Annotated in this window: 21 protein-coding genes; 2 read left to right on the forward strand and 19 right to left on the reverse strand. The window is 43.2% G+C overall.

From position 1 onward, the window contains the following. Window positions 1-27: 27 nt before the first annotated feature. The 12 genes from trpCF to ACSAJE_RS07665 form a co-directional block, all read right to left on the reverse strand. Window positions 28-1,443 carry a bifunctional indole-3-glycerol-phosphate synthase TrpC/phosphoribosylanthranilate isomerase TrpF gene (gene trpCF, locus ACSAJE_RS07610; protein ID WP_444156622.1) on the reverse strand — a complete coding sequence of 472 codons (1,416 nt, stop codon included), beginning with the start codon at window positions 1,441-1,443 and terminating at the stop codon, window positions 28-30. Between the two features lie 99 nt (window positions 1,444-1,542). Further along, a complete protein-coding gene (gene trpD, locus ACSAJE_RS07615; protein ID WP_444156623.1) occupies window positions 1,543-2,541 on the reverse strand; it encodes an anthranilate phosphoribosyltransferase in 999 nt (332 codons plus the stop codon). A 54-nt stretch (window positions 2,542-2,595) separates the two neighbouring features. Further along, a complete protein-coding gene (locus tag ACSAJE_RS07620; RefSeq protein ID WP_458008731.1) occupies window positions 2,596-3,162 on the reverse strand; it encodes an anthranilate synthase component II in 567 nt (188 codons plus the stop codon). A gap of 25 nt (window positions 3,163-3,187) precedes the next feature. Next, window positions 3,188-4,654, reverse strand: a complete 1,467-nt coding sequence (trpE, locus tag ACSAJE_RS07625; RefSeq protein WP_444156624.1) for an anthranilate synthase component I — start codon at window positions 4,652-4,654, stop codon at window positions 3,188-3,190. 636 nt (window positions 4,655-5,290) lie between these two features. Further along, window positions 5,291-6,580 (reverse strand): nitrogenase component 1, encoded by a 1,290-nt coding sequence (locus ACSAJE_RS07630; RefSeq protein ID WP_444156625.1) that lies wholly within the window; start codon window positions 6,578-6,580, stop codon window positions 5,291-5,293. Between the two features lie 18 nt (window positions 6,581-6,598). Then, window positions 6,599-8,044, reverse strand: a complete 1,446-nt coding sequence (locus ACSAJE_RS07635; RefSeq protein ID WP_118507874.1) for a nitrogenase component 1 — start codon at window positions 8,042-8,044, stop codon at window positions 6,599-6,601. Between the two features lie 52 nt (window positions 8,045-8,096). Continuing rightward, a complete protein-coding gene (locus ACSAJE_RS07640) occupies window positions 8,097-8,534 on the reverse strand; it encodes an RrF2 family transcriptional regulator (RefSeq protein ID WP_022024784.1) in 438 nt (145 codons plus the stop codon). Window positions 8,535-8,539: 5 nt separating this feature from the next. Then, the gene (locus ACSAJE_RS07645; RefSeq protein ID WP_458008732.1) at window positions 8,540-8,962 is read right to left on the reverse strand and encodes a NifB/NifX family molybdenum-iron cluster-binding protein; all 423 of its coding nucleotides are present in this window, start codon (window positions 8,960-8,962) and stop codon (window positions 8,540-8,542) included. A gap of 93 nt (window positions 8,963-9,055) precedes the next feature. Further along, a complete protein-coding gene (locus ACSAJE_RS07650) occupies window positions 9,056-10,054 on the reverse strand; it encodes a PLP-dependent cysteine synthase family protein (RefSeq protein WP_118507872.1) in 999 nt (332 codons plus the stop codon). 30 nt (window positions 10,055-10,084) lie between these two features. Next, entirely contained in the window at window positions 10,085-10,924 is an 840-nt protein-coding gene (gene nifH / locus ACSAJE_RS07655) for a nitrogenase iron protein (RefSeq protein ID WP_458010057.1), read from the reverse strand. Between the two features lie 40 nt (window positions 10,925-10,964). Then, window positions 10,965-11,333 carry a NifB/NifX family molybdenum-iron cluster-binding protein gene (locus ACSAJE_RS07660; protein ID WP_458008733.1) on the reverse strand — a complete coding sequence of 123 codons (369 nt, stop codon included), beginning with the start codon at window positions 11,331-11,333 and terminating at the stop codon, window positions 10,965-10,967. Between the two features lie 15 nt (window positions 11,334-11,348). Beyond that, window positions 11,349-12,221 (reverse strand): radical SAM protein, encoded by an 873-nt coding sequence (locus ACSAJE_RS07665; protein WP_458008734.1) that lies wholly within the window; start codon window positions 12,219-12,221, stop codon window positions 11,349-11,351. A 388-nt stretch (window positions 12,222-12,609) separates the two neighbouring features. Here ACSAJE_RS07665 and ACSAJE_RS07670 point away from each other — a divergent pair, with 388 nt between their 5' ends. Then, window positions 12,610-13,962 carry an ATP-binding protein gene (locus ACSAJE_RS07670; protein WP_458008735.1) on the forward strand — a complete coding sequence of 451 codons (1,353 nt, stop codon included), beginning with the start codon at window positions 12,610-12,612 and terminating at the stop codon, window positions 13,960-13,962. Between the two features lie 52 nt (window positions 13,963-14,014). On the opposite strand, the gene ACSAJE_RS07675 is transcribed toward ACSAJE_RS07670, so the two are convergent. After that, window positions 14,015-15,208, reverse strand: coding sequence for a MalY/PatB family protein (locus ACSAJE_RS07675; RefSeq protein ID WP_458008736.1), 1,194 nt, complete (start codon window positions 15,206-15,208; stop codon window positions 14,015-14,017). A 137-nt stretch (window positions 15,209-15,345) separates the two neighbouring features. Next, window positions 15,346-16,494 carry a trans-sulfuration enzyme family protein gene (locus tag ACSAJE_RS07680; protein WP_458008737.1) on the reverse strand — a complete coding sequence of 383 codons (1,149 nt, stop codon included), beginning with the start codon at window positions 16,492-16,494 and terminating at the stop codon, window positions 15,346-15,348. A 457-nt stretch (window positions 16,495-16,951) separates the two neighbouring features. Here ACSAJE_RS07680 and ACSAJE_RS07685 point away from each other — a divergent pair, with 457 nt between their 5' ends. Beyond that, window positions 16,952-18,709 carry a 1-deoxy-D-xylulose-5-phosphate synthase gene (locus ACSAJE_RS07685; protein ID WP_118507868.1) on the forward strand — a complete coding sequence of 586 codons (1,758 nt, stop codon included), beginning with the start codon at window positions 16,952-16,954 and terminating at the stop codon, window positions 18,707-18,709. Window positions 18,710-19,013: 304 nt separating this feature from the next. Here ACSAJE_RS07685 and ACSAJE_RS07690 read toward each other — a convergent pair whose 3' ends face one another. From ACSAJE_RS07690 to xrtG, 5 genes are read right to left on the reverse strand one after another with little or no spacing between them, the layout of a single operon-like run. Next, window positions 19,014-21,452: a 6-pyruvoyl-tetrahydropterin synthase-related protein gene (locus tag ACSAJE_RS07690; protein ID WP_458008738.1), complete on the reverse strand. Its 2,439-nt coding sequence runs from the start codon at window positions 21,450-21,452 to the stop codon at window positions 19,014-19,016. A 15-nt stretch (window positions 21,453-21,467) separates the two neighbouring features. Next, window positions 21,468-21,932 (reverse strand): 6-carboxytetrahydropterin synthase, encoded by a 465-nt coding sequence (locus ACSAJE_RS07695; protein ID WP_182448200.1) that lies wholly within the window; start codon window positions 21,930-21,932, stop codon window positions 21,468-21,470. Further along, on the reverse strand, window positions 21,925-23,025 hold the full coding sequence (locus ACSAJE_RS07700; RefSeq protein ID WP_118690560.1) for a hypothetical protein: 1,101 nt from the start codon (window positions 23,023-23,025) through the stop codon (window positions 21,925-21,927). Before ACSAJE_RS07700 ends, ACSAJE_RS07695 begins: the two co-directional genes overlap by 8 nt. Before the next feature lie 17 nt (window positions 23,026-23,042). Next, window positions 23,043-24,419, reverse strand: a complete 1,377-nt coding sequence (locus ACSAJE_RS07705; protein WP_458008739.1) for a TIGR03111 family XrtG-associated glycosyltransferase — start codon at window positions 24,417-24,419, stop codon at window positions 23,043-23,045. Beyond that, the gene (gene xrtG / locus ACSAJE_RS07710; protein WP_022026047.1) at window positions 24,403-24,999 is read right to left on the reverse strand and encodes an exosortase family protein XrtG; all 597 of its coding nucleotides are present in this window, start codon (window positions 24,997-24,999) and stop codon (window positions 24,403-24,405) included. Before xrtG ends, ACSAJE_RS07705 begins: the two co-directional genes overlap by 17 nt. Window positions 25,000-25,018 lie beyond the last annotated feature (19 nt).

Genomic DNA, 25,018 nt, shown 5'->3' on the forward strand with positions numbered 1-25,018 from the left:
CGGTCACTCGTACTGCCTAAATCGTAACTAATTGTTCGTTTCGTTCACTCGTACCGCCTGCGCAAATGCTTTCATTTTATTAAGGTCTTTGCAGTCCTCTGTCTCCATACAGCTGCTGGCATCAATACCATACGGCGAAGTCATTCTGACCGCCTGCTGCACATTATCCACTGTGAGCCCCCCTGCCAAGAAAAATGGTTTCTCCAGTGCTTTGATCAGCGACCATTCAAACGTGCGTCCATTGCCGCCCGCTGCTTCGCCTTCCTTAGACCACGCATCTAACAACAAATACTCACAGTCTATCTCGGAGATATTCTCCAAATCTGCAGTGGATCCAACTTTCACCGTCTTTATGATCTTTGCCGTTTTGCCAAGCAGCGCAGTGCGTTTTCTAAGTGCTTCAATATACGCCGCATCTTCGCTGCCATGCAGCTGTGCATATTCGATCACCCCTGCCGCCAAAAGCTCTGCAATAAAGTCCACCGGCTGATCGACGAACACTCCTACTGTATGAATGCGTGGATCCAGTTGTTCGACAAGCTCTGCCGCTTCCTCTCGGGTCACCTGCCGTTTACTCGGTGCAAACACAAACCCGGCAAAATCCGGCTGCACTTCATTGGCATAAGCAACATCTTCCGGTCTGCGCAGACCGCATATTTTCAAGTGAATCTTGAGCTGCTGCAATGCCTGAACACGGTCTTTAGCACGCATCAGCGTCTCTCCGATCAGCACACCATCTACCGCGTTGCGCTCCAATTCTTTAATATCCTGTGCCGTCTTGATACCACTTTCTGAAATAAATATAATATCCTTCGGCACCTGTGCGCGAAGCCGCACGCTGTTATGAATATCAACTGTAAAATTGCGAAGATCGCGGTTATTTACTCCGATCACACGTGCCCCCGCCTTGATCGCACGATGAACTTCTTCCTCATCATGCGCTTCCACGATAGATGTCAGCCCTAGCGAATCCGCAACCTCCCGAAAATGTAAGAGTTCTTCATCCGAAAGGATCGCACAGATCAAAAGCACCGCATCGGCGCCGATCACCTTAGCCTCATAGATCATATACTCATCAACCGTGAAATCCTTGCGCAGTATCGGAATACTGACGGTTTGACGCACCGCCTTCAAATACTCATTGCTCCCCTGAAAATAATAGGGTTCGGTCAGCACGGAAATCGCTGCTGCACCACCTTCTTCATAATCTGCCGCAATCTCCCGGTACGGAAAATCCTCTGCGATAAGACCCTTGGATGGGGATGCTTTCTTCACCTCACAGATAAAGGATATCCCCTCAGCCTTAAGTGCCTGTTCCATCGGAAATCCGGTATCAGCGTTAAGTGCCTGCGCCTGCTCTTTCATCTGCGCAAGCGTTATTTTCTGTTGATTTTCTGCCACTCTTACTCTTGTCTTAGCAGCAATCTCTTCTAATATATTCACGCAAGTCCTCCTATTTCTGTCCGCTCACGATTTTACACGCAGTATCGTATCTATGCAACTCCTATCGCAACATTTCACGCAAAAAACATTGTCGACAGATTATTTGGCGGTAAGTTTCTGTAACTGCTCTAATGCTGCGCCGCTCTCAAGCACCTCTTTGGCTTTGGCAATGCCCTCTTCAAAGGTAATTCCCGCCGTTGCTGTATAAATCGCTGCACCTGCATTTAACAATACAACATCTGTCTTCGGCCCTTTGGCTCCGCCAAGAATATCTCGCACGATCTGTGCATTTTCCTGTGGTTCTCCACCAACGAGATCGCTCTTTTCGCAACGTGTAAAACCAAACTGTTCCGGCGTGATCTCGTAAGTTTTGTACTTGCCATCTCGATATTCGCATACTTTCGTCGGTGCACTAAGGGAGATCTCATCAATACAATCCATTCCATAGACAACCATCGTACTTTTCACACCGAGATTAACTAATACATGCGCCAACGGTTCTACCAAGTTTTCATCGCATACACCCATCAACTGCATATTAGCTTTTGCCGGATTTGCAAGCGGTCCCAAAATATTAAACATTGTGCGGATACCGATCTCGCGGCGAACTGCACCAACAAAGCGCATTGCCGGATGATATTTCTGCGCAAATAAGAAACAGAAATTGTTGTCACGAAGAGACTGTAAGCTCTCCTCTGCATCTCCATCAATCTTTACGCCAAGCGCCTCGAGGCAATCTGCTGTTCCACATTTGCTGGAGGCTGCACGGTTACCATGTTTGGTTGTCTTGATGCCTGCTGCACTCGTGATCAATGCTGCCAGTGTAGAAATGTTGATCGTGTTGGATCTGTCTCCACCGGTACCAACAATTTCTAACGTATCCATATCATTGTCAAACGGAGCACAATGACTTCTCATAACTTTGGCTGCCTCTGTAATCTCTTCAATTGTCTCACCCTTGATAGCAAGTGCTGTTAGGAATGATGCTTTCTGTGCATCGGTTGCTTCACCTGTCATGATCTCTTCCATTACCTGCTTCATTGTCTCCGGTGTAAGATCCTCACCTGCTACTAATGTGCTAATTGCCTCTTTAATCATAGTGATCACTCATTCCTTTCTCGTTATTTACAAACTTTGCTGTATTGTTTCCTGTTACTGTTTCAAAAAATTCTTTAACATATCAATTCCTTTGGGTGTCAAGATCGACTCTGGATGAAACTGCAGTCCGTACGTTGGTGCCTCTTTATGTTTCACTCCCATGACTTCTCCATCGTCCGTCGTAGCAATGACCTGCAAGCATTCCGGTATCGTCTCTTTCTGAGCGATCAGCGAATGATATCTTGCGACCTCTGCCGTCTCTCCAATCCCCGCAAAAACCAGGCATTCGGTGTCAAGCGCTGCCACCGACATCTTGCCATGCATCAATTTCTTGGCATATGTTATGGTCGCTCCGTACACCTCACAGATTGCCTGATGTCCCAGACATACGCCAAGGATCGGTACTTTGCCGTTAAAATATTTGATAACCTCTTCACAGACACCTGCCTTAGAAGGACGTCCCGGCCCCGGCGACACTATGATGTGTGTCGGTGCCAATTGTTCGATCTGCTCTACCGTCATCTCATCGTTACGGATCACACGGATATCCGGGGCGATCGTTCCAACCAGCTGCACAAGGTTATAAGAAAAACTATCGTAATTATCAATCAATAAAATCATATGGCTCCTCCTTACTGCACTGCCATTATGCTATGCCCTGTGCTTTATCTACTGCATCCATTACTGCTTTCGCTTTGTTGATGCACTCATGATACTCATTTTCCGGTACACTGTCTGCCACGATACCGGCTCCGGATCTGACAAAGATCTTGTCGTTTTTCTTAAACACGGTACGGATTGCAATACAAGTGTCAAGATTGCCGGTAAAATCAACATAACCAATGGCTCCGCCATAAATGCCACGCTTATTGTTCTCTAATTCATTAATGATCTCCATCGCACGGATCTTTGGTGCGCCCGATAAGGTTCCTGCCGGTAACACTGCATCCACTGCATCTAAGCTGTCTTTGTCATCTCTGATCTCACCCCGCACGGTCGATCCTATATGCATAACATGTGAATATTGCAGCACCGCCATATAATCTTCCACTTCTACGCTGCCATACTTACTTACTTTGCCAAGATCATTTCTGCCAAGATCTACCAGCATATTGTGCTCCGCGCGCTCTTTTTCATCACCAAGCAGCTCTGTTCTAAGTCGCTCATCTTCTGCGGCATCCTTGCCGCGGGGTCTTGTTCCGGCAAGCGGAAATGTATGCAGCACGCCATCTTCCAGTTTCACTAACGTCTCTGGCGAAGCACCCGCCACTTCAATGTCATCGCTGCTAAAATAAAACATATATGGGGATGGATTGATCGTGCGCAGCATACGATACGCATTGAACAAACTTCCCTCATAATCGGCTTCCAAACGATTGGAAAGCACTACCTGAAAAATATCTCCCTCGTAAATATAATGCTTCGCTTTCTCAACCATCGCACAATATTCCTGCTCCGAAAAGAGTGGGCGAAACTCTGATGTGATCTTACCCGGCGTGATCTGTGCCGGTGTGCCATGCTCTATAAGATCCACGATTTCTTCAATTTCTGCGAGACATCTGTCATATTCCTGTTCCAGATTCTCTGTCCTTGCATTGGCGATGATGTATATCTTTTGACGAAGATTATCAAAAGCGATCACCTTGTCAAACAACATAAGGTCGACATCCTTAAACCCTTCCTGATCGTCGGCATCCAAATTAAGCTTTGGTTCGCTGTACTTAACATAATCATAAGAAAAGTATCCGACCAATCCTCCGGTAAAGCTTGGAAGATCTTTTACTTTTGGACTGGTGTATTCTTTCAAGATCTCCTTGATCTTTGCTCCCGGATGAGCTACCGGCTCTTTTGCTCCTTCTTCGCTCCCACTTTCACGTATACACATTTCACCGTTCATACAGGTGATCTCTAATTTCGGATCATATCCCAAAAATGTGTATCTTCCCCATACTTCCTGATTTTCTACGCTTTCTAACATGTAGCAATGTTTGCTCACGCCTTTTAGGATGCGTAACACTTCCATCGGTGTCACGGTATCCGAAAGGATCTCCCGGCTGATCGGCACAACTTTGTAGCCATCTGCCATCTGTTTTGCCTGTTCCAGTGTTGTCATAAAAACCCTCCATTCCGCAGACGCTTTGGCGTCGAAGGAACCGCGAGCCAAATGTCAGATTTGGCGTCGAAGGAACCGCGAGCCAAATGTCAGATTTGGCTCTGCGAACAGGGCTACTTTGTGACGCCTGCAGCACAAATAGCCGTGTGATAAAATACTGCATCAGCAGTATTTTTCACACTAACCTCCTTCGTTTCAAGCAAAGAGTTTCTTAATAGCGGAGCATTTTTTGCATATATAAAACAAAAAAAGTCCTTGTTTAGCATATAAATGCTAAACAAGGACGGTTAATCTTTTACCCGCGGTGCCACCTTGTTTCGTGAAACCTCACGCTCTTTGCGAAATACCAACATATTCCCGGCAACTGACGCATGCCTTACGTCATGGAATACTCAGCCGGATCACCAGCTTTTGACCATGCCCTCTGCGGTCCATTTAATGAACAGCTCTCTGCGGTTTCTCAGCATCCCCGCTCTCTGTAAGCGCCTCTTTCATTTTTATCTCCGCTTCAACGGTTTATTATTATGAAATTAACAATAGTATACTCCTTTTGTAGGATTTGTCAACTATCTTCTTTTCTGATTGAGAAAATTTCTTTTTCAGAAGATCAAACTCCTTCTTCATCAAAAAACAGAATTACAGATTGTCGTACAGATCCTCTGTGAATGTCAGGCTGCCCCGATAACCTGCATACGTACGGTTAAACACCAAACGTTCATTCATCGGAAAGGCTGCCAGAATAAATTGAATATCCTTTTCCAATGCCACCTCACGTTCATTGCTGCTGCCGATCAACAGCGTGATCTCTTCTTCCTCTTCCCGCAGTGCCTGATTGATCTCATACTGATCGGATGCAAAGATCACCTTTGGCGGTTTCGCATATTCCAAATCCTCAATCTGTGCCACAATGCGATCCTTATCCTCTTGACGGAACAGTGGTTCTGACACGATGACAAGCACCGGCGTAAAACTAAAATCATTTGCCAGATATCTGGTGATACCCACAGCGTTGTTAGCATCTGCCACAACCGCAAAACGCTTCCAGCTAACCCCTCCGACAGACTGCGCTAAATAATCATAAACATATTCTTCTTCCGCAGCGATCACTTTATCCACGATCTCTTGATCCAAGTGCATTGCCTCTGCTACCTGTCTGACAAATTTTGTCGTGTCGGTTGCCCCGACAAATAAGCCCGGAACGCGGATGCTTGGAATACCAAATTTTTGTTCCATCTTTTTGGCCGGTCCCTTAAACAGCCATGGATTGATGATGATGTTTAGTGCTGCACCGGAACATTTGCGGATCGTTTCAATACCCTGATGCTTTGTAAAGAACGTATTTACCTTAAGACCTAACGCAGATAAAATACGATCGATCTCCTCAAGCGCACCGCTCCAAAACGGATCATGATACGGGATGATCCCGAAAATATTAACCAATTTATCATCTTTCGGCACATCTTCTTCTATCACCTGATTGATCATCGTCGTCCAAACCGTTTCATAGCCGAGATTGCTGTCTCCGACAAAGCCCGGCGTCTCGATCGGATATACGGAATACCCCTTATCTTGAAATTCTTCTGTAACGCTGACAATGTCATCACCGATAATTCCTGCGGTACATCCCGTCAATACGAAATATGCATCCGCATCAATAATATCAATAGCCCCCTGAACAGTTGTGCGCAGTTTTTCAGTACCGCCAAAAACAACTTCTTTTTCCAACATATTGGTAGAAGGCAGTGATACAGATGACACAAAACGAGAAGATTTGTGTCCGGACTGCCCTTGATCTGCTGCTGTAGTCTGCATACAGCAGCCCGGTCCTGAATGATAGATCGGACACACACGGTCGATCGCTCCTAATACAGAATTAATGCCTGCTAAAACACAGCCGCCCTTTGGATTTTCTGTAACCTGTGACATATCTTTTCCTGCCTTTCTTTATTTCTTGATATACTTAAATGCATCCTGCTCATACCACGAATCCTTATATGGTAATTTACTATGTTGTGCTAACTTTACATTAAATCCCGGATTTTGCAGCTGATCTGCGATTTTGTTGCCAAGATAGATCAGACCGTCATATCCCATCGTCGGACGCTTACCGTCCAATACATGTGTAGTCGGAATGCCAAGCTTAGCCGCCCAGTCCGGAACACCAATAAAAGCATCCGGTTTTAATTTATTCACAAGATTGACCTGCTCGAATGGCTGCATATTGGCAATATCAACGACGAAGTCTTTATGAATGCCATTGAGATATTCGATATCTGTCTGTGCATCTTCATCATAGGTTGGTGTCTCTAATCCCACCAATTCCATGCCAAAATCATCGATCAAAGCTGCTGCCGCAAAAGATCGCCCGGTACCGCCACAGATAAATACCCGCTTACCTTGCAGTCTGTCACGAAGTTTCTGAACAAGCGGCATGATACGCTCTCGCTCTTTCGCAATGATCTCTTCGACTTCCTCTTCCTTGCCCAGCACTTTTGCAATACCGCGGTACCATTTTTCGGTATTACGGATACCGATCGGCATCACCGTATGCGAATATGGGATCTCATAATCTTCCCATAAGGTTTTCATAAATTCATCTGCAAATACTTTACAGATCGAAGTAGATGCCTCGGCTGCCGGAATGCGCTTGATCTTCTCCAGAGAACTATAAAATGGTATGTAATTTACCTCCACGCCAATATTGTGCAGCATACGCTCCATCTCTTTCTGATCAGCATAGCTAACCGTTGTCGGCGCAAACAGATTTACTAATCCTTTTTCTTTCGGCACACTCTCTTTCTTGAGAATATACTTATTGATCGCTAAAAATGCTGCGTCAAAACCGGAAGCACAGATCTTGGACTTAAAGCCCTCACAATGGATCGGCACCAGAACGGTGTCCGGATACTCTTCCTGCAGATCATATGCGATCGCATCGATATCATCTCCAATAATACCGGAGGCACAGGAAGCATAGATAAAGGCAAGCTTCGGATGATAACGTTCCACTGCCTTTTTCACTGCCTCGCGAAGTTTCTGTTCGCCGCCAAACACAACGCTTTTCTGATCCACATTTGATACGATAATGCGTGGATTGCGGATATTTTTAATGCCGCGGTGCGCCTGACCGACACGGAACATATCCACTGCCATGATCGAACAGCCAACACATCCCTGCGGGGAGTGCGAAATAAATACAGAGTCTTCCAAAGACATCAATGCCGCCATACTATTGATCTGCTGGCACTGCAATCCCTGTGCAAACGTTCGGTCTGCTTTTTTCAAACAGCCTTTTCGAAACTGCTCCTCGACTTCTTTTCCCGTCGTTCCTAAATCATTAATTCTGCCCGGTTTACTTTCTCTCACACCGGAATACTGCTTTTTCGCCATAACAATCTTTCATTCCTTTCTCGCAATGCGTCAATGATTTACAATTTTGCTGCTAGATCACATATTGATCCGTCCATAGATTTTGCTGCCATTCCACCAAATCTTCCAGAGTCATGCCCTCTAACACACCATTGATTGCTTCGTCTAGTTTCTGCCAAATGATCAAGCTGACACAGGTTGCCTTATTTTCACAAGGCCAACCATTGGCACCAACACAGTCTGTCGGGGATAGATTTCCCTCCATAGTACGCAGAATGCGTCCCACAGTATAATTTCTCGGCGGCTCACTCAACATATACCCACCGTGAGAACCGCGAATGCTTTTCACAAGGGCAGCTTTATTGAGCGTCGCCACGATCTGCTCCAGATATTTTTCGGAAATCCCCTGTCTTTTTGCGATTTCCTTGATCTTTACCGGCTGCCCCTTGCTGTAAAGCGCCAGATCGAGCATTAGCTTGATCGCATATCGTCCTTTTGTGGATATTTTCATATTCGTCACCAAGCCTTTCTTTGTCTTGCTAAATAACACCCTATTTTGTGAAGAGCTTCATCAATAGTGCACTCCACATCAAACGCAGTAACAGCGTGCTTTGCAAGCAGCTTCTGCATATGAAAGCCAATCTTACTGCATACGACAAAGGTACAGTCCGCGACACACTCTACACGGTCATTACTGCCTTCACAGGAATGACCACCGGCATCACAACCGCAATGCTCTGTGTCATTGGCCTGTGATCGCTGATCTGCGTCCTGTCCATCTTTTAGGACACCTTCATCATGCTGCACTACCGTTCTCTCTTCCAGTTTGCAATATGCATCCTTTGTAATTTCGTATACTTCAAAACGCTCTGCTTCTCCAAAAGGTGTGTCGACATGCACCCCATCTGAAGTAGCAACTGCGATCAAATATTTTCCCATGCTGTTCCTCCAGCCTTATGATCTGCCAATTTGCGTTGCTGCTTGGTTTCCTGTCTATGCCTTAAAGTCTTCGTCAAACAACAGTTTTCCTGTCTATACCTCAAAATCCTCATTAAACAAATTCGTAGACAGATAACGAAGTCCTGTATCCGGCAGGATAACAACAATATTTTTGCCGGCATTTTCCGGTCGTTTGGCTATCTCCGTTGCCGCAAAGATTGCTGCACCGGATGATGTTCCAACCAGAATTCCATCTGTTTTAGCAACTTCGCGTGTCACACGGTACGCATCCGGCGTCTCCACATCATAGCGTTCATCATAAATGTCCATATCCATGATCTCCGGTACCATTTCTCTCGGCACTCCGGCAAATGGGTGCACACCCATAATCTCTTCCGGTGCCGGGTTTTCCGGGCTTGGCAATGAATTTTTACCTGGCTGCAATGCCACTACATACAAGTCCGGATTTTTAGACTTCAGATACTTACCGGTTCCTGAAACGGTTCCGCCGGTACCTACACTTGCCACCAGAATATCAACGTTACCATTGGTATCTTCCCAGATTTCCGGACCAGTCGTTGATTCATGGACTGCCGGATTGGCCGGGTTAGAAAGCTGATCAACGAAAAAGATGCCTTCCTCTTTCGCCAATACTTGATCTCTCAGTGCCGCTACAGCAGCAATAAAATCCCCACCCGTCTTCTCCATTGTTTCCACGATAACCGGTTCTTCCGACAATTTGATAACTTCCGCGCCAAACGCCTTGATCACCTGAAAACGTTCCGCACTAACCTGATCCTGTATGTATACACGGAATTTATATCCTTTGGTTGCTGCGATCGCTGCCAGACCGATTCCGGTATTTCCACTCGTCGTCTCTACCAAAGTATCTCCCGGCTTGATCAAACCTTTTTTCTCTGCTTCCTCGATCATGTTTAATGCAGCGCGGTCCTTAATGCTCTGATTCGGGTTGAAATATTCCAGCTTTACAAGAAGCTTTGCCGGAAGATCATGTTTCTTTTCATAATTTGCCAGCTCCAACAACGGTGTTTTTCCAACTAATTCTGTAATTGATCTATAAATCTTTCCCATGCAATGTCCATCCTTTCTCTATTGCTCTGATCAAATATGATAATCGTCCGCAGAATCCATCAAACCAAATTCCAGTAGAATTTCCTCTAAGCGTTCCTGCGTCATCGGCGTTGGAATATCAAATTTAGTATTATTAATGACAGCTTCTGCTAAATTGCGGTACTCCTGCGCCTGATTGGAATCCGGCTTATATTCGATCACCGTCTTTTTGTTGATCTCAGCTCGCTGTACGATATTGTCACGTGGCACGAAATACAACAACTGCGTTCCCAATTCCTTTGCAAAAGCACGTAAAAGATCCAGCTCGCGATCTACATTTCTGCTGTTACAGATAATACCGCCCAGTCTGACGCCACCGGTACGCGCATAACGTTTGATACCCTTGGCAATGTTGTTAGCTGCATACAGCGCCATCATCTCGCCACTTGCCACAATATATATTTCCTTTGCTTTGCCCTCGCGGATCGGCATTGCAAATCCACCGCAGACAACGTCTCCTAAAACATCATAAAATACATAATCCAGATCATCCGTATAGGCTCCGAGATTTTCCAACATGTTGATCGATGTGATAATACCACGTCCTGCACAGCCTACACCCGGTTCCGGTCCACCGGACTCAACGCATCGCGTGCCGCCGTAGCCCTCACGCACAATCTTATCTAATTCGACATCTTCTCCCTCATCACGGATCGTATCCAAAACCGTCTTTTGCGCCAGACCACCCAGTAGTAATCTTGTAGAATCAGCCTTCGGATCACAGCCAACAACCATTACTTTCTTACCGTGTTCTACAAGTCCTGCAGTCAGGTTCTGTGTTGTTGTAGACTTTCCAATTCCACCTTTGCCATAAATTGCAATCTGTCTCAATTCTGCCATTGTCTCCTCCATTCCTATCCTATCCAGGATCCTACCTTGTTGTCATTAATCCTTGTATTTGGTCATATACCACAATGCGATGCAGAGAATCTTCAATCTCCCCCGGCAATTCCATTGCAGCTATTCCATACTCATTCATAACCCGCAGTGCACCCATACCAATACGGCTCACTGCTACATAATCACAGTCCGATAAACGTTTTACATTATCCCGTAATCTTCCCTCATCATGATTACCGGTCTCACAGATCGGTACGAGCTCGCGCTTTTCCAAAAGTACGGTGTCCTCATTTTCGGACACCTCGTAGATATAAAAATCACGTGCTCTTCCAAAATGACTGTTAACCACAATGCCATCCGAAGATGCCACTGCCACGCGGATCTTCCTATCATTTTGCATCGACATCATCCTTTCCTAACCATGTGAAAATGTTTCCCGCACACGCAGTTTTCTTTGATAAATCTGATCTCCATATTCTGATCTGCCCGGAACTCCAACTGCATCCGCCCGGCAGTGCTGGCAATGTCTAAATACGTCAATATATTGGGAAGCCGTTGTTCTCGCCGCATCAATCTGACTACAGGTCGGTGCTGTCTGATCCGCCAATTCATACTGTGGGATCAACGGTATGATATTATATATTTTTGCGCCGGCCTCTTTTACCGTCTTAGCGATCTTTGCAATATGATCTCCGTTGATGTCCGGCACCAACACCGTATTGACCTTTATGGTAATCCCGGCAGACGCAACTTTTCGTATGCCCGCCAACTGATTTTTAATGAGGATTTCTGCGCCCTCTACACCATCATAACGTTTACCATGATAAATAATGTATTTATTTAGCTTAGCTTCGATCTCCGGATCCACTGCATTAACAGTTACTGTCAGGGAATCAATTCCTATTTCGATCACTTCTTCTGCTTTCTCTTCCAAAAGCAATCCATTGGTGCTCATACATTTAATAAGCTGTGGGAATCGTTCTTTGACACCGCGAAACGTCTTCAGCGCATAGTCAGAGGCTAATGTATCTCCCGGTCCCGCAATACCAGCCACGGTAATCTCCGGACAAAGCCTCAATGCCTTATCCAGGATCTCTAAACTTTCTGTAGGTGTGATCACTTTCGATGTGACACCAGGTCTTTCCTCTACATCGTTTATAACACGATCACAGAAACGACAAGCAATGTTACACCCCGGACTCACCGGCAAATGAATGCGTCCCACATTATTTTTATGCCCCCCAAAGCAGGGATGGGATTGTTGCAGATCATGATATGTATTACTCACGTTGCTCCCCCTTTCCATTGCGCTCTTTGCATTCCTAGTTTTTCGATAGGTTTTATCAATTTATGATATTTGCAATTATAGCCACCTTTTCCTATATTGTCAATAGGAATTATCAACAATTTGTTAAAAATTTGTCATTGACATTCTGCATCGTCATATTTCGCAGAATATGTCATGCAACTTTTTTCATTTTCGTGAAGAATTAGGAATAAACATTTCTTATTTTCGTGAATATTCAGAGTAAAACATTTCTCATTTTCGTGAATATTCATACAAAAACTTTTCTTATTTTCGTGAATACAGGTTGTTATTTGTGGAAAACTATATTACAATAAAGCTTATAAAATGGTGATTTAAGCGACTAATGCACTGTAGAAAGGAACCCATCATGTTATTTAAACGAAAATTATACCAAAAGCTTTTAAAATGGAAAGAAATATCGGCCGGTTCATCCGCTCTGTTGATCGAGGGTGCAAGACGAATCGGAAAAAGTACCATTGTAGAAGAATTTGCGAAAGCAGAATATGATGATTATATGTTATTGGACTTTGCACGCGAAAGTACAGACATAAAAGACAACTTTATAAATAATATCAATGACCTTGATACCTTTTTCCGCAATTTATTTCTGCTTAAAGGGCGATCACTCCATGGCAAAAACTGCGTCATTATCTTTGACGAAGTGCAGTTGTTTCCATGGGCAAGACAGGCCATAAAATATTTAGTACAGGATGGAAGGTATGAATATATCGAAACCGGCTCTTTGATCTCTATTCATAAAAATGTCCAAAACATTCTGATTCCATCCGAAGAATACAAACTTAAAATGTATCCTATGGATTTCGAAGAATTTTTGTGGGCAACCGATGATACCGTTTCCTATGAAGCAATCAAGGACGCTTTCATAAAACGCAAACCACTCGGTGACAGCATCCATCGACAGCTCATGAACAAATTCCGCACTTATATGGTAGTTGGCGGAATGCCTCAGGCTGTAGATGCCTATATTGCCGGCAAAGATTTCACACAGATTGATTTCGTAAAACGTAATATTTTGAGTTTGTACGAAGAGGATCTATACAAATACGATTCCGAAAACAATCAGCGAGCTTCCATCATTTTTCGTACGATTCCAGAGCAACTGGAAAACAAAAATTCGCATTTTAAATTTTCATTGATTGACAAAAATGCGCGTTATCAGAATTATATCAATGCTGTAAATTTTGTGGCGGAATCCATGATCGGCAATGAATGTATCCATGTTACAAAACCCGAAATCGCCTTGGAACTCTTTGCTGATCGAAGCAATTTTAAGCTTTATATGGGCGATACCGGACTGTTAGTAACGCAGATTATGAAAAGCCAGGATAACGTAGATGAAAATATCTACAAATCTCTGATTTTTGGGAAACTTGGTATCAATCAGAGAATGATCATTGAAAATATGGTAGCACAAATGCTGAAAGCATCTGGACACGACCTATATTTTCATGAATATCGCTATACACCTTCTGATGAGAGTAATGAGAAAAAATACGAGATCGATTTCTTGACCGTTAAGCATAAAAAAATCTGTCCCATCGAGGTGAAGTCTTCCTCCTACACCTCGCACAAATCATTTGATTACTTCGTAAAAAAGTATCAATTGAAAATGCAGGACAGATATATTATTTATACGAAAGATCTTATGCAAAAAGATAACATATTGTATATTCCTATATACATGACAATGCTTGTGTAAGATACCGATTTAATAGGGATCATCTATGAGACGCAGTGCTCGATACAAGCCATTACTGCGCCTCACTCTCCTGCAGTGCCGTCTTAATACGGTCAAGTGCCTCTTGTAACGTTGCACGCGGACATGCTACATTGATGCGCTGAAACCCTTTGCCGCAGTCGCCAAAGATCTTACCACTGTCGAGCCATAATTTTGCCCGGTGTACGATCAGATCCTCCACCTCATCCACACTCAATCCGGTTTCGCGGAAATCCAGCCAGACCAGATAAGTCCCCTCATGGTCTACCATAGACACGCCCGGAAGCTGCGTTTCAACATATTCCTTTGTAAAGGCAATATTGTCGGCAACATATGAGTGCATTGCCTTATACCACTCTTCTCCGTGTGCATATGCCGCCTCGCACGCAACCAGCCCCAGTACATTAAGCTGACTAATTCCTGCCGCATCAAGCTGCGCCCGGAACTTTGCCTTTAACTCTCTATTTGGGATAAAGATATTCGAGATCATCATACTGGCAATATTAAACGTTTTGCTCGGCGCCGTGCAGGTCACGCTGATCTGCGCAAATTCTTCCTTGATCGCCGCAAATACCTGATGCTTTCCACGAAATACGAAGTCCTCATGAATCTCATCACTCACAACCGTAACATGATGTTTTACCAAAATATCTCCCATTGCGGTAAGCTCTTCCTTCGTCCACACACGCCCCACCGGATTATGCGGATTGCAAAGCAGGAACAGCTTAACGTCGTTATCTACGATCTTACGTTCAAAATCCTCCAGATCTATGTGATAACGGTTGTCATCACCTTTGTACAGGTCGTTGCTGACCACCTTTCTACCATTGTCGGCGATCACCTCCGAAAACGGATAATACACCGGCTGCTGCAGCATCACGGCATCTCCCGGCTCAGAATACGCCTTTACCGCCATTGCCAGCGCAAAAACAACGCCCGGCGTTTTGATAAGCCATTTTTCCTGAATGTCCCAGTCGTGATGTTTTTTCATCCAAGACCGAACCGTCTCAAAATAAGGGGTCTGCACTTCACTGTAGCCAAATATGCCATGCTTCGTGCGCTCTATCACCGCGTCCTCAATATAAGAAGACGTCTTAAAATCCATATCTGCCACCCACAACGGGAGCACATCTTCCGGCATACCTCTTCGTTTTGCAAAATCATATTTTAAGCAATCGGTATTTTTACGATTGACTACCGCGTCAAAATTCAAATTTCTTTCTGCCATTGCTATCAATCCTTTCTATCGCCATGCTGCATTTGCTAGCAATCCTTTCTATCGCCATGCTGCATTTGCTAGCAATCTATTCTATAATCATCCTGCATTTTCAGCCAAATATACCACTAGTAAATAAACACGCTATTTTATAAAGAAGCAAACACGCTTTCCAGTTCTGCCAACAGGTCTTTGACGTTCTCAATCCCCACCGACAAACGAAGTGTCGCATCTGTAATTCCATTCTTTTCGAGAATTTCCTGTGGAACATCTGCATGCGTTTGTGTCGCTGGATAGGTGATCAACGTCTCCACTCCACCAAGGCTCTCTGCAAAACGGATCATGCGAACCTTTTCTAATACAGCCAGTGCACTTTCTTTATCCTTCAATTGAAATGTCAACATTGCACCAAAACCACGCGCCTGTTTTTTCATGATCTCATAGCCCGGATGATCCGGCAATCCCGGATAAATCACTTTCGTAACAACATCCTGCGCCGTCAGCCATTTGGCAATTTTCAAAGCATTATCAGCGGCACGTTCCATGCGAATCCCCAATGTTTTAATACCTCGCAGGATCAACCAGCTATCAAAAGGTGCTAGTCCCGCTCCCGTTGTCTTGATCAAAAAGCGAAGTTTTTCGCTAATGTCCTCTCGACCGGTTACCAAAAATCCCGCAAGCGTGTCATTGTGTCCTCCCAAATACTTCGTACCACTATGTACTACAACATCTGCACCAAGTTTCAGCGGATTCTGGAAATATGGCGATAAAAATGTATTATCCACGATCAACAACAAACCGTGCTTGTGTGCGATTTCTGCTGTTGCCGCTATATCCGTTACATTCATCATTGGGTTGGTCGGTGTTTCAATATAGATTGCTTTCGTCTGTTCTGTAATATACGATTCAATATCTTCTCTGCAGCAATCAATATTTGAAAATTGTATGCCGTTCTTATCCGAGACGTTTTGAAACAAACGAATGCATCCTCCATACAGATCCGAATCAGCGATAATATGATCTCCCGGCTTGAACAGCTCCATCAGCAATGATATTGCCGCCATTCCACTCGAAAGTGCCAGCGCATCAATTCCGCCTTCCAAAGAAGCCACCATTTTCTCTAAATGTTCTCTGGTTGGATTCTGCAAACGACTGTAATCGTACCCGGTGCTTTGTCCTACTCCCGGATGTGCATACGTCGCTGTCTGATAAATAGGGTAACTGATCGCACCAAAATGATCTGTTTTACCTTCGTCTTCCTCTAAATGCAAACATTTTGTCTCAATTTCTCTTTCCATATAGCATAATCCTTTCTCCACACAAAATCTTGGCTGTCAGGCGCCGTTTATTTCCTAGTAAACCTGTAGGTATTATTATAAAGACTCCCTCTTACACTGTCAATTGCTATTTCCTATTTTACCTATTGGAATTATTTTTTATGTGTTATAGTTTTTTCCTATTGCTAAAATAGGGGTTGACTTGGAGTCTACTCCAAGTGTTACACTAAGAAACAGGAGGTGACTACCGTGACCATCAAAGAAGTGAGTCAAAAATATAATCATTGATTGAATATGTCGAACTGTATCAACAGGGCGACCAGACTTTCAGTGCGCGTCTCGAACTGCTGCAGGAACAGAGACGCAATTTAGAAGAACAACAGAAACAATTACAAGCTGCAATAAGTAAACTGGATTATAAAATTTCTCGCTACGAAGTTGCAGTCAAAACAGGAAAATTATCATGGGAGGAAAATTCATGTACTTAGAACAGATTAATGGACCACAAGATGTAAAGAAATTATCCGTAGAACAGTTAAATACTTTGGCAGACGAAATGCGTGCTGCATTATTAAACCGTTTAAGCAAACACGGTGGTCATTTCGGGCCGAACTTCGGTATGGTGGAGGCAACGATCGCACTCCATTACGTTTTCGAATCACCAAAAGATAAGATCGTATACGATGTATCACATCAGTCTTATCCGCACAAAATGTTGACGGGACGTAAAGATGCTTATTTATACGAAGAACATTTTGAGGACGTGTCCGGATACAGCAATCCAAATGAAAGTGAACACGACTTCTTTACCGTCGGTCACACCTCTACTTCTGTCAGCCTCGCCTGTGGACTTGCCAAAGCAAGAGATCTAAATGGCGAAGACGGCAACGTGATCGCTGTCATCGGTGATGGTTCTTTGAGCGGTGGCGAAGCTTTAGAGGGATTAGATTATGCTGCAGAATTAGACGGCAACTTCATTATTGTCGTAAACGATAACGATATGTCCATCGCCGAGAATCATGGCGGTCTTTACGGCAATCTCAAGCTGCTTCGCGACACGAAAGGTCAGGCTGAATGCAACTTATTCCGTGCAATGGGATTAGACTATGTTTACGTTGATCAGGGCAATGACACAGCGTCTTTGATCGATGCCTTCTCCCAAGTAAAAGACAGCAATAAACCGGTTGTTGTCCATATCAACACACTGAAAGGTAAGGGATACGCACCAGCCGAGGAGCATAAAGAGAACTGGCATTACTGCGCGCCGTTTGATATCAAAACCGGTGAGGCACTGTTCCAAGATGCGGAAGAAGATTATTCTTCTGTTACAGCAGAATACCTGTTAGACAAGATGAAAAAAGATCCTGCCGTTGTAGCGATCACTTCCGGAACTCCTACTATTCTTGGTTTTACAGAAGATAAACGAAAAGAAGCCGGAAAGCAATTCGTCGATGTCGGCATTGCCGAAGAAACCGCAGTAGCTCTTGCCTCCGGTATTGCTGCAAATGGCGGCAAACCTGTCTATGGTGTTTACAGCACCTTTGTACAGAGAACCTACGACCAGATTTCTCAGGATTTATGTATCAATAACAGTCCTGCAACGATCGTTACTTTCTGCGGTTCGGTTTATGGCATGAATGACGTTACACATTTAGGTTTGTATGACATTCCAATGATGGCAAACATTCCAAACCTTGTTTATTTGGCAGCAACCTCCAAAGAGGATTATATTGCCATGCTGGATTGGAGCCTAGAACAGACCGAACTTCCTGTTGCTATCAAGCTTCCGGGCGGTGCTATGGTATCCACCGGCACACCGGTCACCAAAGATTTTAGTAAGCTCAACAAATATGAGGTAACCAAAAAAGGGTCCAAAATTGCCATTCTTGGTCTTGGTACCTTTTACGGACTTGCCTGCGAAGCTGCTGCTCAGTTAGAAGCAGAAACCGGCATTCAGGCAACCGTGATCAATCCATACTACATCACCGGACTCGATACCGAATTGTTGGATAAGCTCAAAGAAGATCATGAGCTCGTTCTGACCATCGAAGATGGCATTTTGGATGGCGGTTTTGGCGAGAAGATTGCCAGATACTACGGTACTTCGAACATCAAAGTACGGAACTATGGACTGAAAAAGGAATTTTTGGATCGCTACGACCCTAATGAGGTTGTCAAAGAGAATCATTTGACCGCAGAACAAATTGTTGCAGATATCAAAGCACTTGAAGCATAAAAAAGCAAAGCCTGCGCTTTGCTTTGCAAGAATTGCTAAAGCAATTCTTGGTGGCATAACGTAACATTACGAGCAATTTCCTATTAAATAAAAGGAACTGCAGAACGGAGAAAGAGCAGATGTCCGAAGATATGGACACCTGCTCTTTTGAAACATGTAAGATTTTTTATTAGAATCTCTACTACAACAACGTAAGCTCGATAGCATTTCCAGATATTCCCCTCAAATCCATCTCCGAAATCTACATCCCACTTACAAGATTAAGGATACCGATTTTTTCATTAAGATTCAAGGTGGTTTTTCATTAAGATTTGTTTAAGATTTGTCGTTTCCGCATCCATACACCAAACAAAATCCAACCGATCACACCAAATATTGAAACTATCATCCCCGGCCAAAAATATGGATACTTCAACGTAATCTTTGTTTCTCCACTGTTTACTTCCAACAAATTATGAACCGAGTGAATCTTTTCGCTGCTATCAAAAATATCTTGATACGCAATTGTCGTATTAACCTGATCCTGCGGACTAATAATGATAATTTGATCTCCGGCATGCGCAATATCTAATGGAACCAATGCCCGATCCGGAAGTTCAGCCAAGGCATCATCCATTAAGCTGCCTAAAAACTTCCCCACTGACTCATCTCTAGTCAGGAAATAATGATACGTTAAGTTAATTCCCAAGAATACAATATTATCATTCTCGACGTTTCCCGCAAAATCAATTTTTACTCCCGTATCATATAAATATCCCATTGTATTATCCAGACCATTCAAATAAACTGTTTTCCAATTTCTTTTATCTACGTCAAATAATGACGTATCCAGTTCCCCCTCCTTTGTATAAAGCACAGGGTATCCATTCTGAAAATAAATATCCTGACATTCCACACCCATAAATTCTTTGATTTTAGTTTGCGGATTATCAGGTATTCCATCTCCATTTACAATAATCCTAACCCCCGCCTCACTTAACCTCAAAAGCATCTTTTCAGCCTTATCTTTATCATCATACGTAAAACCTGACAAGTAAATCACTTTATATTTTGATAATTTATCATACGAATAATCATTTACATTATTCGAGTCCCCCGGTTCTATATTCGGATAACCATATGCTAAGAAATCGGAAGACGAACCGATAGCTAACCCCTCATATTGACAAGTCGTACCAAACTGCTCATAAGTTTTTATATGGTAAAGCAGATAACTATCATTCGATGCTGCCAGTATGTATCCTAATTTTTGGGCACATTCGGTCACTTCAATCAGATCTTTATCCGGATCTCGAAGCTCACTTTTCTTGATCAACACAGTATCATCACCTAATTCGAGGCATCGATCAAATAAAAACAAATAAAATCCTTCCTCAACAGCATCATTCAAACGAGCAATATTGTTCGATGTTGTTGCTGCCCGCCATCCGGTTCCAAATGATTCCGGAACTTTCGCTCCATTATAGTCTGTCAACAAATATGGTGCCATCGCTCCAAGCGTACTTCCGTCAATCAATGCTGCGCGCTGCTTGGTGATTTTACGAGCCTTTGCAATCAATGTTCCCTGTGCACTCTGCTCCATATTTTCGCTTGCCGTTAGTGTTCCTTTTCCGTGATAGATCAACGTATAAGACGGAACAATGTCGACAACTAATATAATGCAGCAAATAACAACAAATCCACGTTTCAACGTATCCCAGGTCACAAAACTATATAATATAAAACACAGGGCAATCGAAATAAACTGTAGCATCCATATATAACGTCCTCCCGGTATTTTTGCAAAAATAGCACACATAGACGTTGTCGTGCATGCAAAAAAGATCAATCCTGCCCAGAAACCGTGCAATGACCTTTTCTTGCCACAAACTGCGCCGAAAACAGCCAGCAAAAACACAGACAAGCCAAAATAATAATCAACATTGCCTCGCGTAAGTCTTCTTACCGGATCCAGAGAAATAACTGCGTCTTGGAAATACCCTTTCATCATACGCAACGCATCGTCCGCTAATTTCCCACCACGCAGCGATGGCACAAGCCATATTCCTATCAACGCAAAGCCCAAGAACATTGCACACATAATTGGAATACAACGACCTTTTTGATGGTTGATGATACGATAGATCAAAAGATAGCTCAACATGATCAGCGCAAACACAGCCGCATATTCTAAATCACACAACAACATGCACGCATAAACCGGAACTATTTTACATACCGTCTGCCATCTTCCCTTTATTAAACTGATTTCTATGAAGTACAATATTAATGGCAGAAAAACCATTAGCAAAGCACGACCTAAATGTCCTACTACAAACAACGTATAAAGATTATTTGGCAGGAAAAACCATAAAACACCCACAAAAGTGCCTAGCATAATTCGTTGTTGGCGAATCCCTATATATAGCCAGACCAATGCCCCACCATAAAACACTAAGGATATATATATCAAATATCCGTTAATATCACTTCCACCTGCTAGGAATTGACAAAACGCTGAAAAATACACCGGAAGTGGTGCCCAGTAACGCAACATCTGAACTCCGTTGTACCACAAATTATCATAAAGCGGATACCAATTTCCCCGGCTGATATTATGATATAATACATTTCCCTTATATACATGGCTCATCGCATCTGCTCCCACCGGATACGTCCCACCTATATATATTACAAACACAATCCCTATTGCCAGAAATGCATATAATATCATAGCCAATACAATGCCTGCATTTTTCTTCACTGCACTCTCTCCTCGCTACTCAATCACTCGATCCAACACCTCATCAATAATCTCACTCATCTGATGATCGGAATGCCTGCGCACACTTTCCAAATAATCCTCATTGTGTTCAAAATTGATCACATAACTTCTCGTCGGTGTCTCACTACTCTCCATTCGGACAAGTTCTCCATCCAGATTTTGTACGATCTTTTTGATCGCACGCACAAAATAATCAGACATATTTTCCAATGTTGGAATAATATGGTCAAACGGCTCAATCTCATTGATCAAATGATTCTGATATTGATTGAAATACTCATCAATGGCTTTTTCATATGCATCAAACTGCACAAATTTCTGACCGTTCATTCGAATGTGAACCATAAATTCCCACGTATGCGGATGCTGTTCTCCCTCTTTACCATCAATAATAATATAATGATTGGCATTCAGGTAAAACTTAAATTTATATTCTCGATTGATCGCTCCACTATGCATGTTTCTTCTCCTTTCGTTCGCGCAATGCCTTCTGAAACTGAACATACACGGCCTGCAGCGATAGTTCCTCATCTTCTTTCGCCATCGTCTCCTCGACGTTAAACATCTCCTCACTTCCCGGAAGTCTGTGCAGTGCCTGTACCGCTTCCTCCATACGATATTGGATAAAGATCAATACAACGCCTAAATCTTCTGCATCAAAACGGATGATCTTTTCATCCAACAGCACCTGTGCCCGTTCTAAAAACTGTTTTTTCGCAGCTTCCGAAGCAAATGAAAGCCGTACAAGTGTAATTGGCGTCACTTTTCTCTGTCCTAATTTTTGGACAAACACATCCATCAGCCGGATATGGTACACATTCCACCGGGTATGATAATAATCCATCGCCTTGATCGTTTCGGTTTGCCGTTCAACAATACGGTTAAGCTCCTCTGTATGTGCTTTCATCTTAGCGAGCTTATTTTTGCGAATATCTGATAAAATACTAAACACCATTGTAGAAAGCAGCAATATGATCAAAATTCCATTAATGAATACCGACAACCCGATCTTGGAGGCCATAAAGGAATTATTGTCCAAAATAACCGTGTCATTCGTCAATAAGCATATTGTATAACGTGCTCCGTTATAGCCAAAGATCACACCGGATGCCACATAACGGTCATCCCCCATCTGAATGATCTTATGAGATACTTTATTCACCGCCAGACTTTGTAAAAATTTGGTCGCACTGTCTCCGGAAAAAAATGTATTAGATGTAAGTCCCTTATATCTGTTGGTCTCTGTGACATCTTTTACAAACAAAAGGGCTTTATTCTTCGTCAATGTCCAATATTTACGACTGGATGCATCCAACGAGCCTAATATCTTCGTCACAATCTCTTCATCGCTGCGGTCGTCCAACACATTGATCTGGTCAAGAACAAGCTGAACATACGCATCCTGCTGCTCTGCATAGATTGACAAAATGCTGTCCTCATAAGACTTCATCTGCTGATTGCCCACCCATGCCAGCACACCTACAATAATAATGATCGTGAATGAAATCGTCTTGCTGTTGATCAATAGCTCTTTCAGTTTATTACTTTTCACTTCAGCCCCTCGCCTTTCTATACGTGTTCCTCTGGTTTATTGACAATTGCCCTGATCTTGCGGATAAAACGCATTACAACCGCAAAATCATCGGTTATTGTTTTGCACAGACTATCCTTTTCCTGCGTAAAATTCTTTGTTTTCCACGCGCTATTGGTATTAATACTATTTACCACGCCTGCAAAGCGAATAAAGAACACTGCCAGATTGAATAGTGGCAGCAATGGCAATACATACCACTGCTTTGCATAATATTTCCGAATCTCCTTAAAGTTCTTTAAGAAGCCAACCGTCGATATATAGTAAAAAAAACCAATCAACACGTATAATAAATACAAAAATAACGTGGAATATCCCACCTGCGCAAAGGAATAATTCAAGCACATCAAGCAGATCAGCGCTAAATACCAGATCAAGCGCGGAAACGCAAAGGTGTGGTCATACACTAATGTCCTAACGCCTACATTCGTAAACATATTTCTGATTTTTAACTTGTTTTTCAAAAACAAATGTGATACTTCCAAACTTCCGCGCTGCCAACGCTGTCTCTGTGTATACAATTTATTGAGATCCTCGATCGGGTCTACAAAGAAAATCGCATCTTCGCAGATCCCAACTTTCGTCTTTAATAAATATTTCATCTGGAACGTAATCTGCGTATCTTCGCAAATAGTATCCGTATTATACAACTGTGACTTCAGCACAACTGATTTGCGAAACGCCGAAAACGCACCCGATAACGTATACACCGCATTGATCTCTGCCGAATAGTTACGTCCTGCCAAAAACGCCTGCGCATATTCCATAAATTCCATCTTACGCAAAATTCGTGGGAAGACTAACGGATATGCCTGTACCTGCTTCGGCTCTGTCAAAATAACCCCGGTCATGCACTCGATCGACTGATCATTTTCAAAACGGTACACCATATTGCGCAAGGCGGATCGTTCCAATAAACCATCGCTGTCAATATGGATGATGTACTTTCCCTCACTATTAAATAAGGCAAGATTCAATGCTTTCGATTTGCCTTGTTTTGCATTGAGCCACTGCATATGCAGCCCCGGAAACTTCCGCTGGCACTCGCAAAATACTTGAAAGCTGTTATCCTGCCCTTGATTATTAACAAGGAAAATCCGGATCTTGGAATCCGGATAATCACTGTCTTCAATCGATTGAATACACTGTTCCAATGTGTCCATTGAATTGTAGATTGGAATTATTAAAGAAATCTCCGGATCAATTGCCGGCTTTAATATTTTTTCCTTAAATAGATGCTTTTTAAGCAATACAAGCACACTTCCAACCGATGGTACAATCTCCATCATAACCGGTATTATGATCCATGCAGCCCAAAATAAAAATGAGTTGCAAAATTTATTTATTAGTTCCATACGTAAATCCGCCCACTTTCTGTCGAACAATCTGTGCTTTTGTAAATACAATAAAGTACAGCATGATCGACAAGCCATAAAATACGATTCTTCCAACAAAAGTATGTGCCATATAATAAGCTGACATTCCCTTGTAATAAATGATGACTCCGATCACTGTGATGCGTATCGCATTGGCAAGAATAATATAAACTGTTCCAATAACTCCTACCGCAATACGTTCATAGCGACTATACGCTTGAAAAAAGGCAAGTAATGACAAATATGCCATAATTTCCAAAATGCCGGAACACTCGAAATCGATCAACAACGAAATCGCACCTGCACGAGAATCTACAAACACTACACCATACTTAAAGTAAGCACTAAACATTCCCGTGATCTTGCCAAAAGCTCCTGCGATCGCTGCAACGACTTGTGCGAGCGGTTGTGTGCAATAGGGTCTGACAAATATCATCATCAAAACAAACAGTCCGCAACTTCCCCATATAAAGCGCCACGCCGGAAGATCACTCCGTCGCAGCGCCCATAATATATACAACCATACGATCAGAAATATGATTCCTGCAATTATCGTCATTCCTTCACCTTGCCTTATA

The organism is Jutongia sp. SJQ-6 (genome assembly GCF_054161275.1).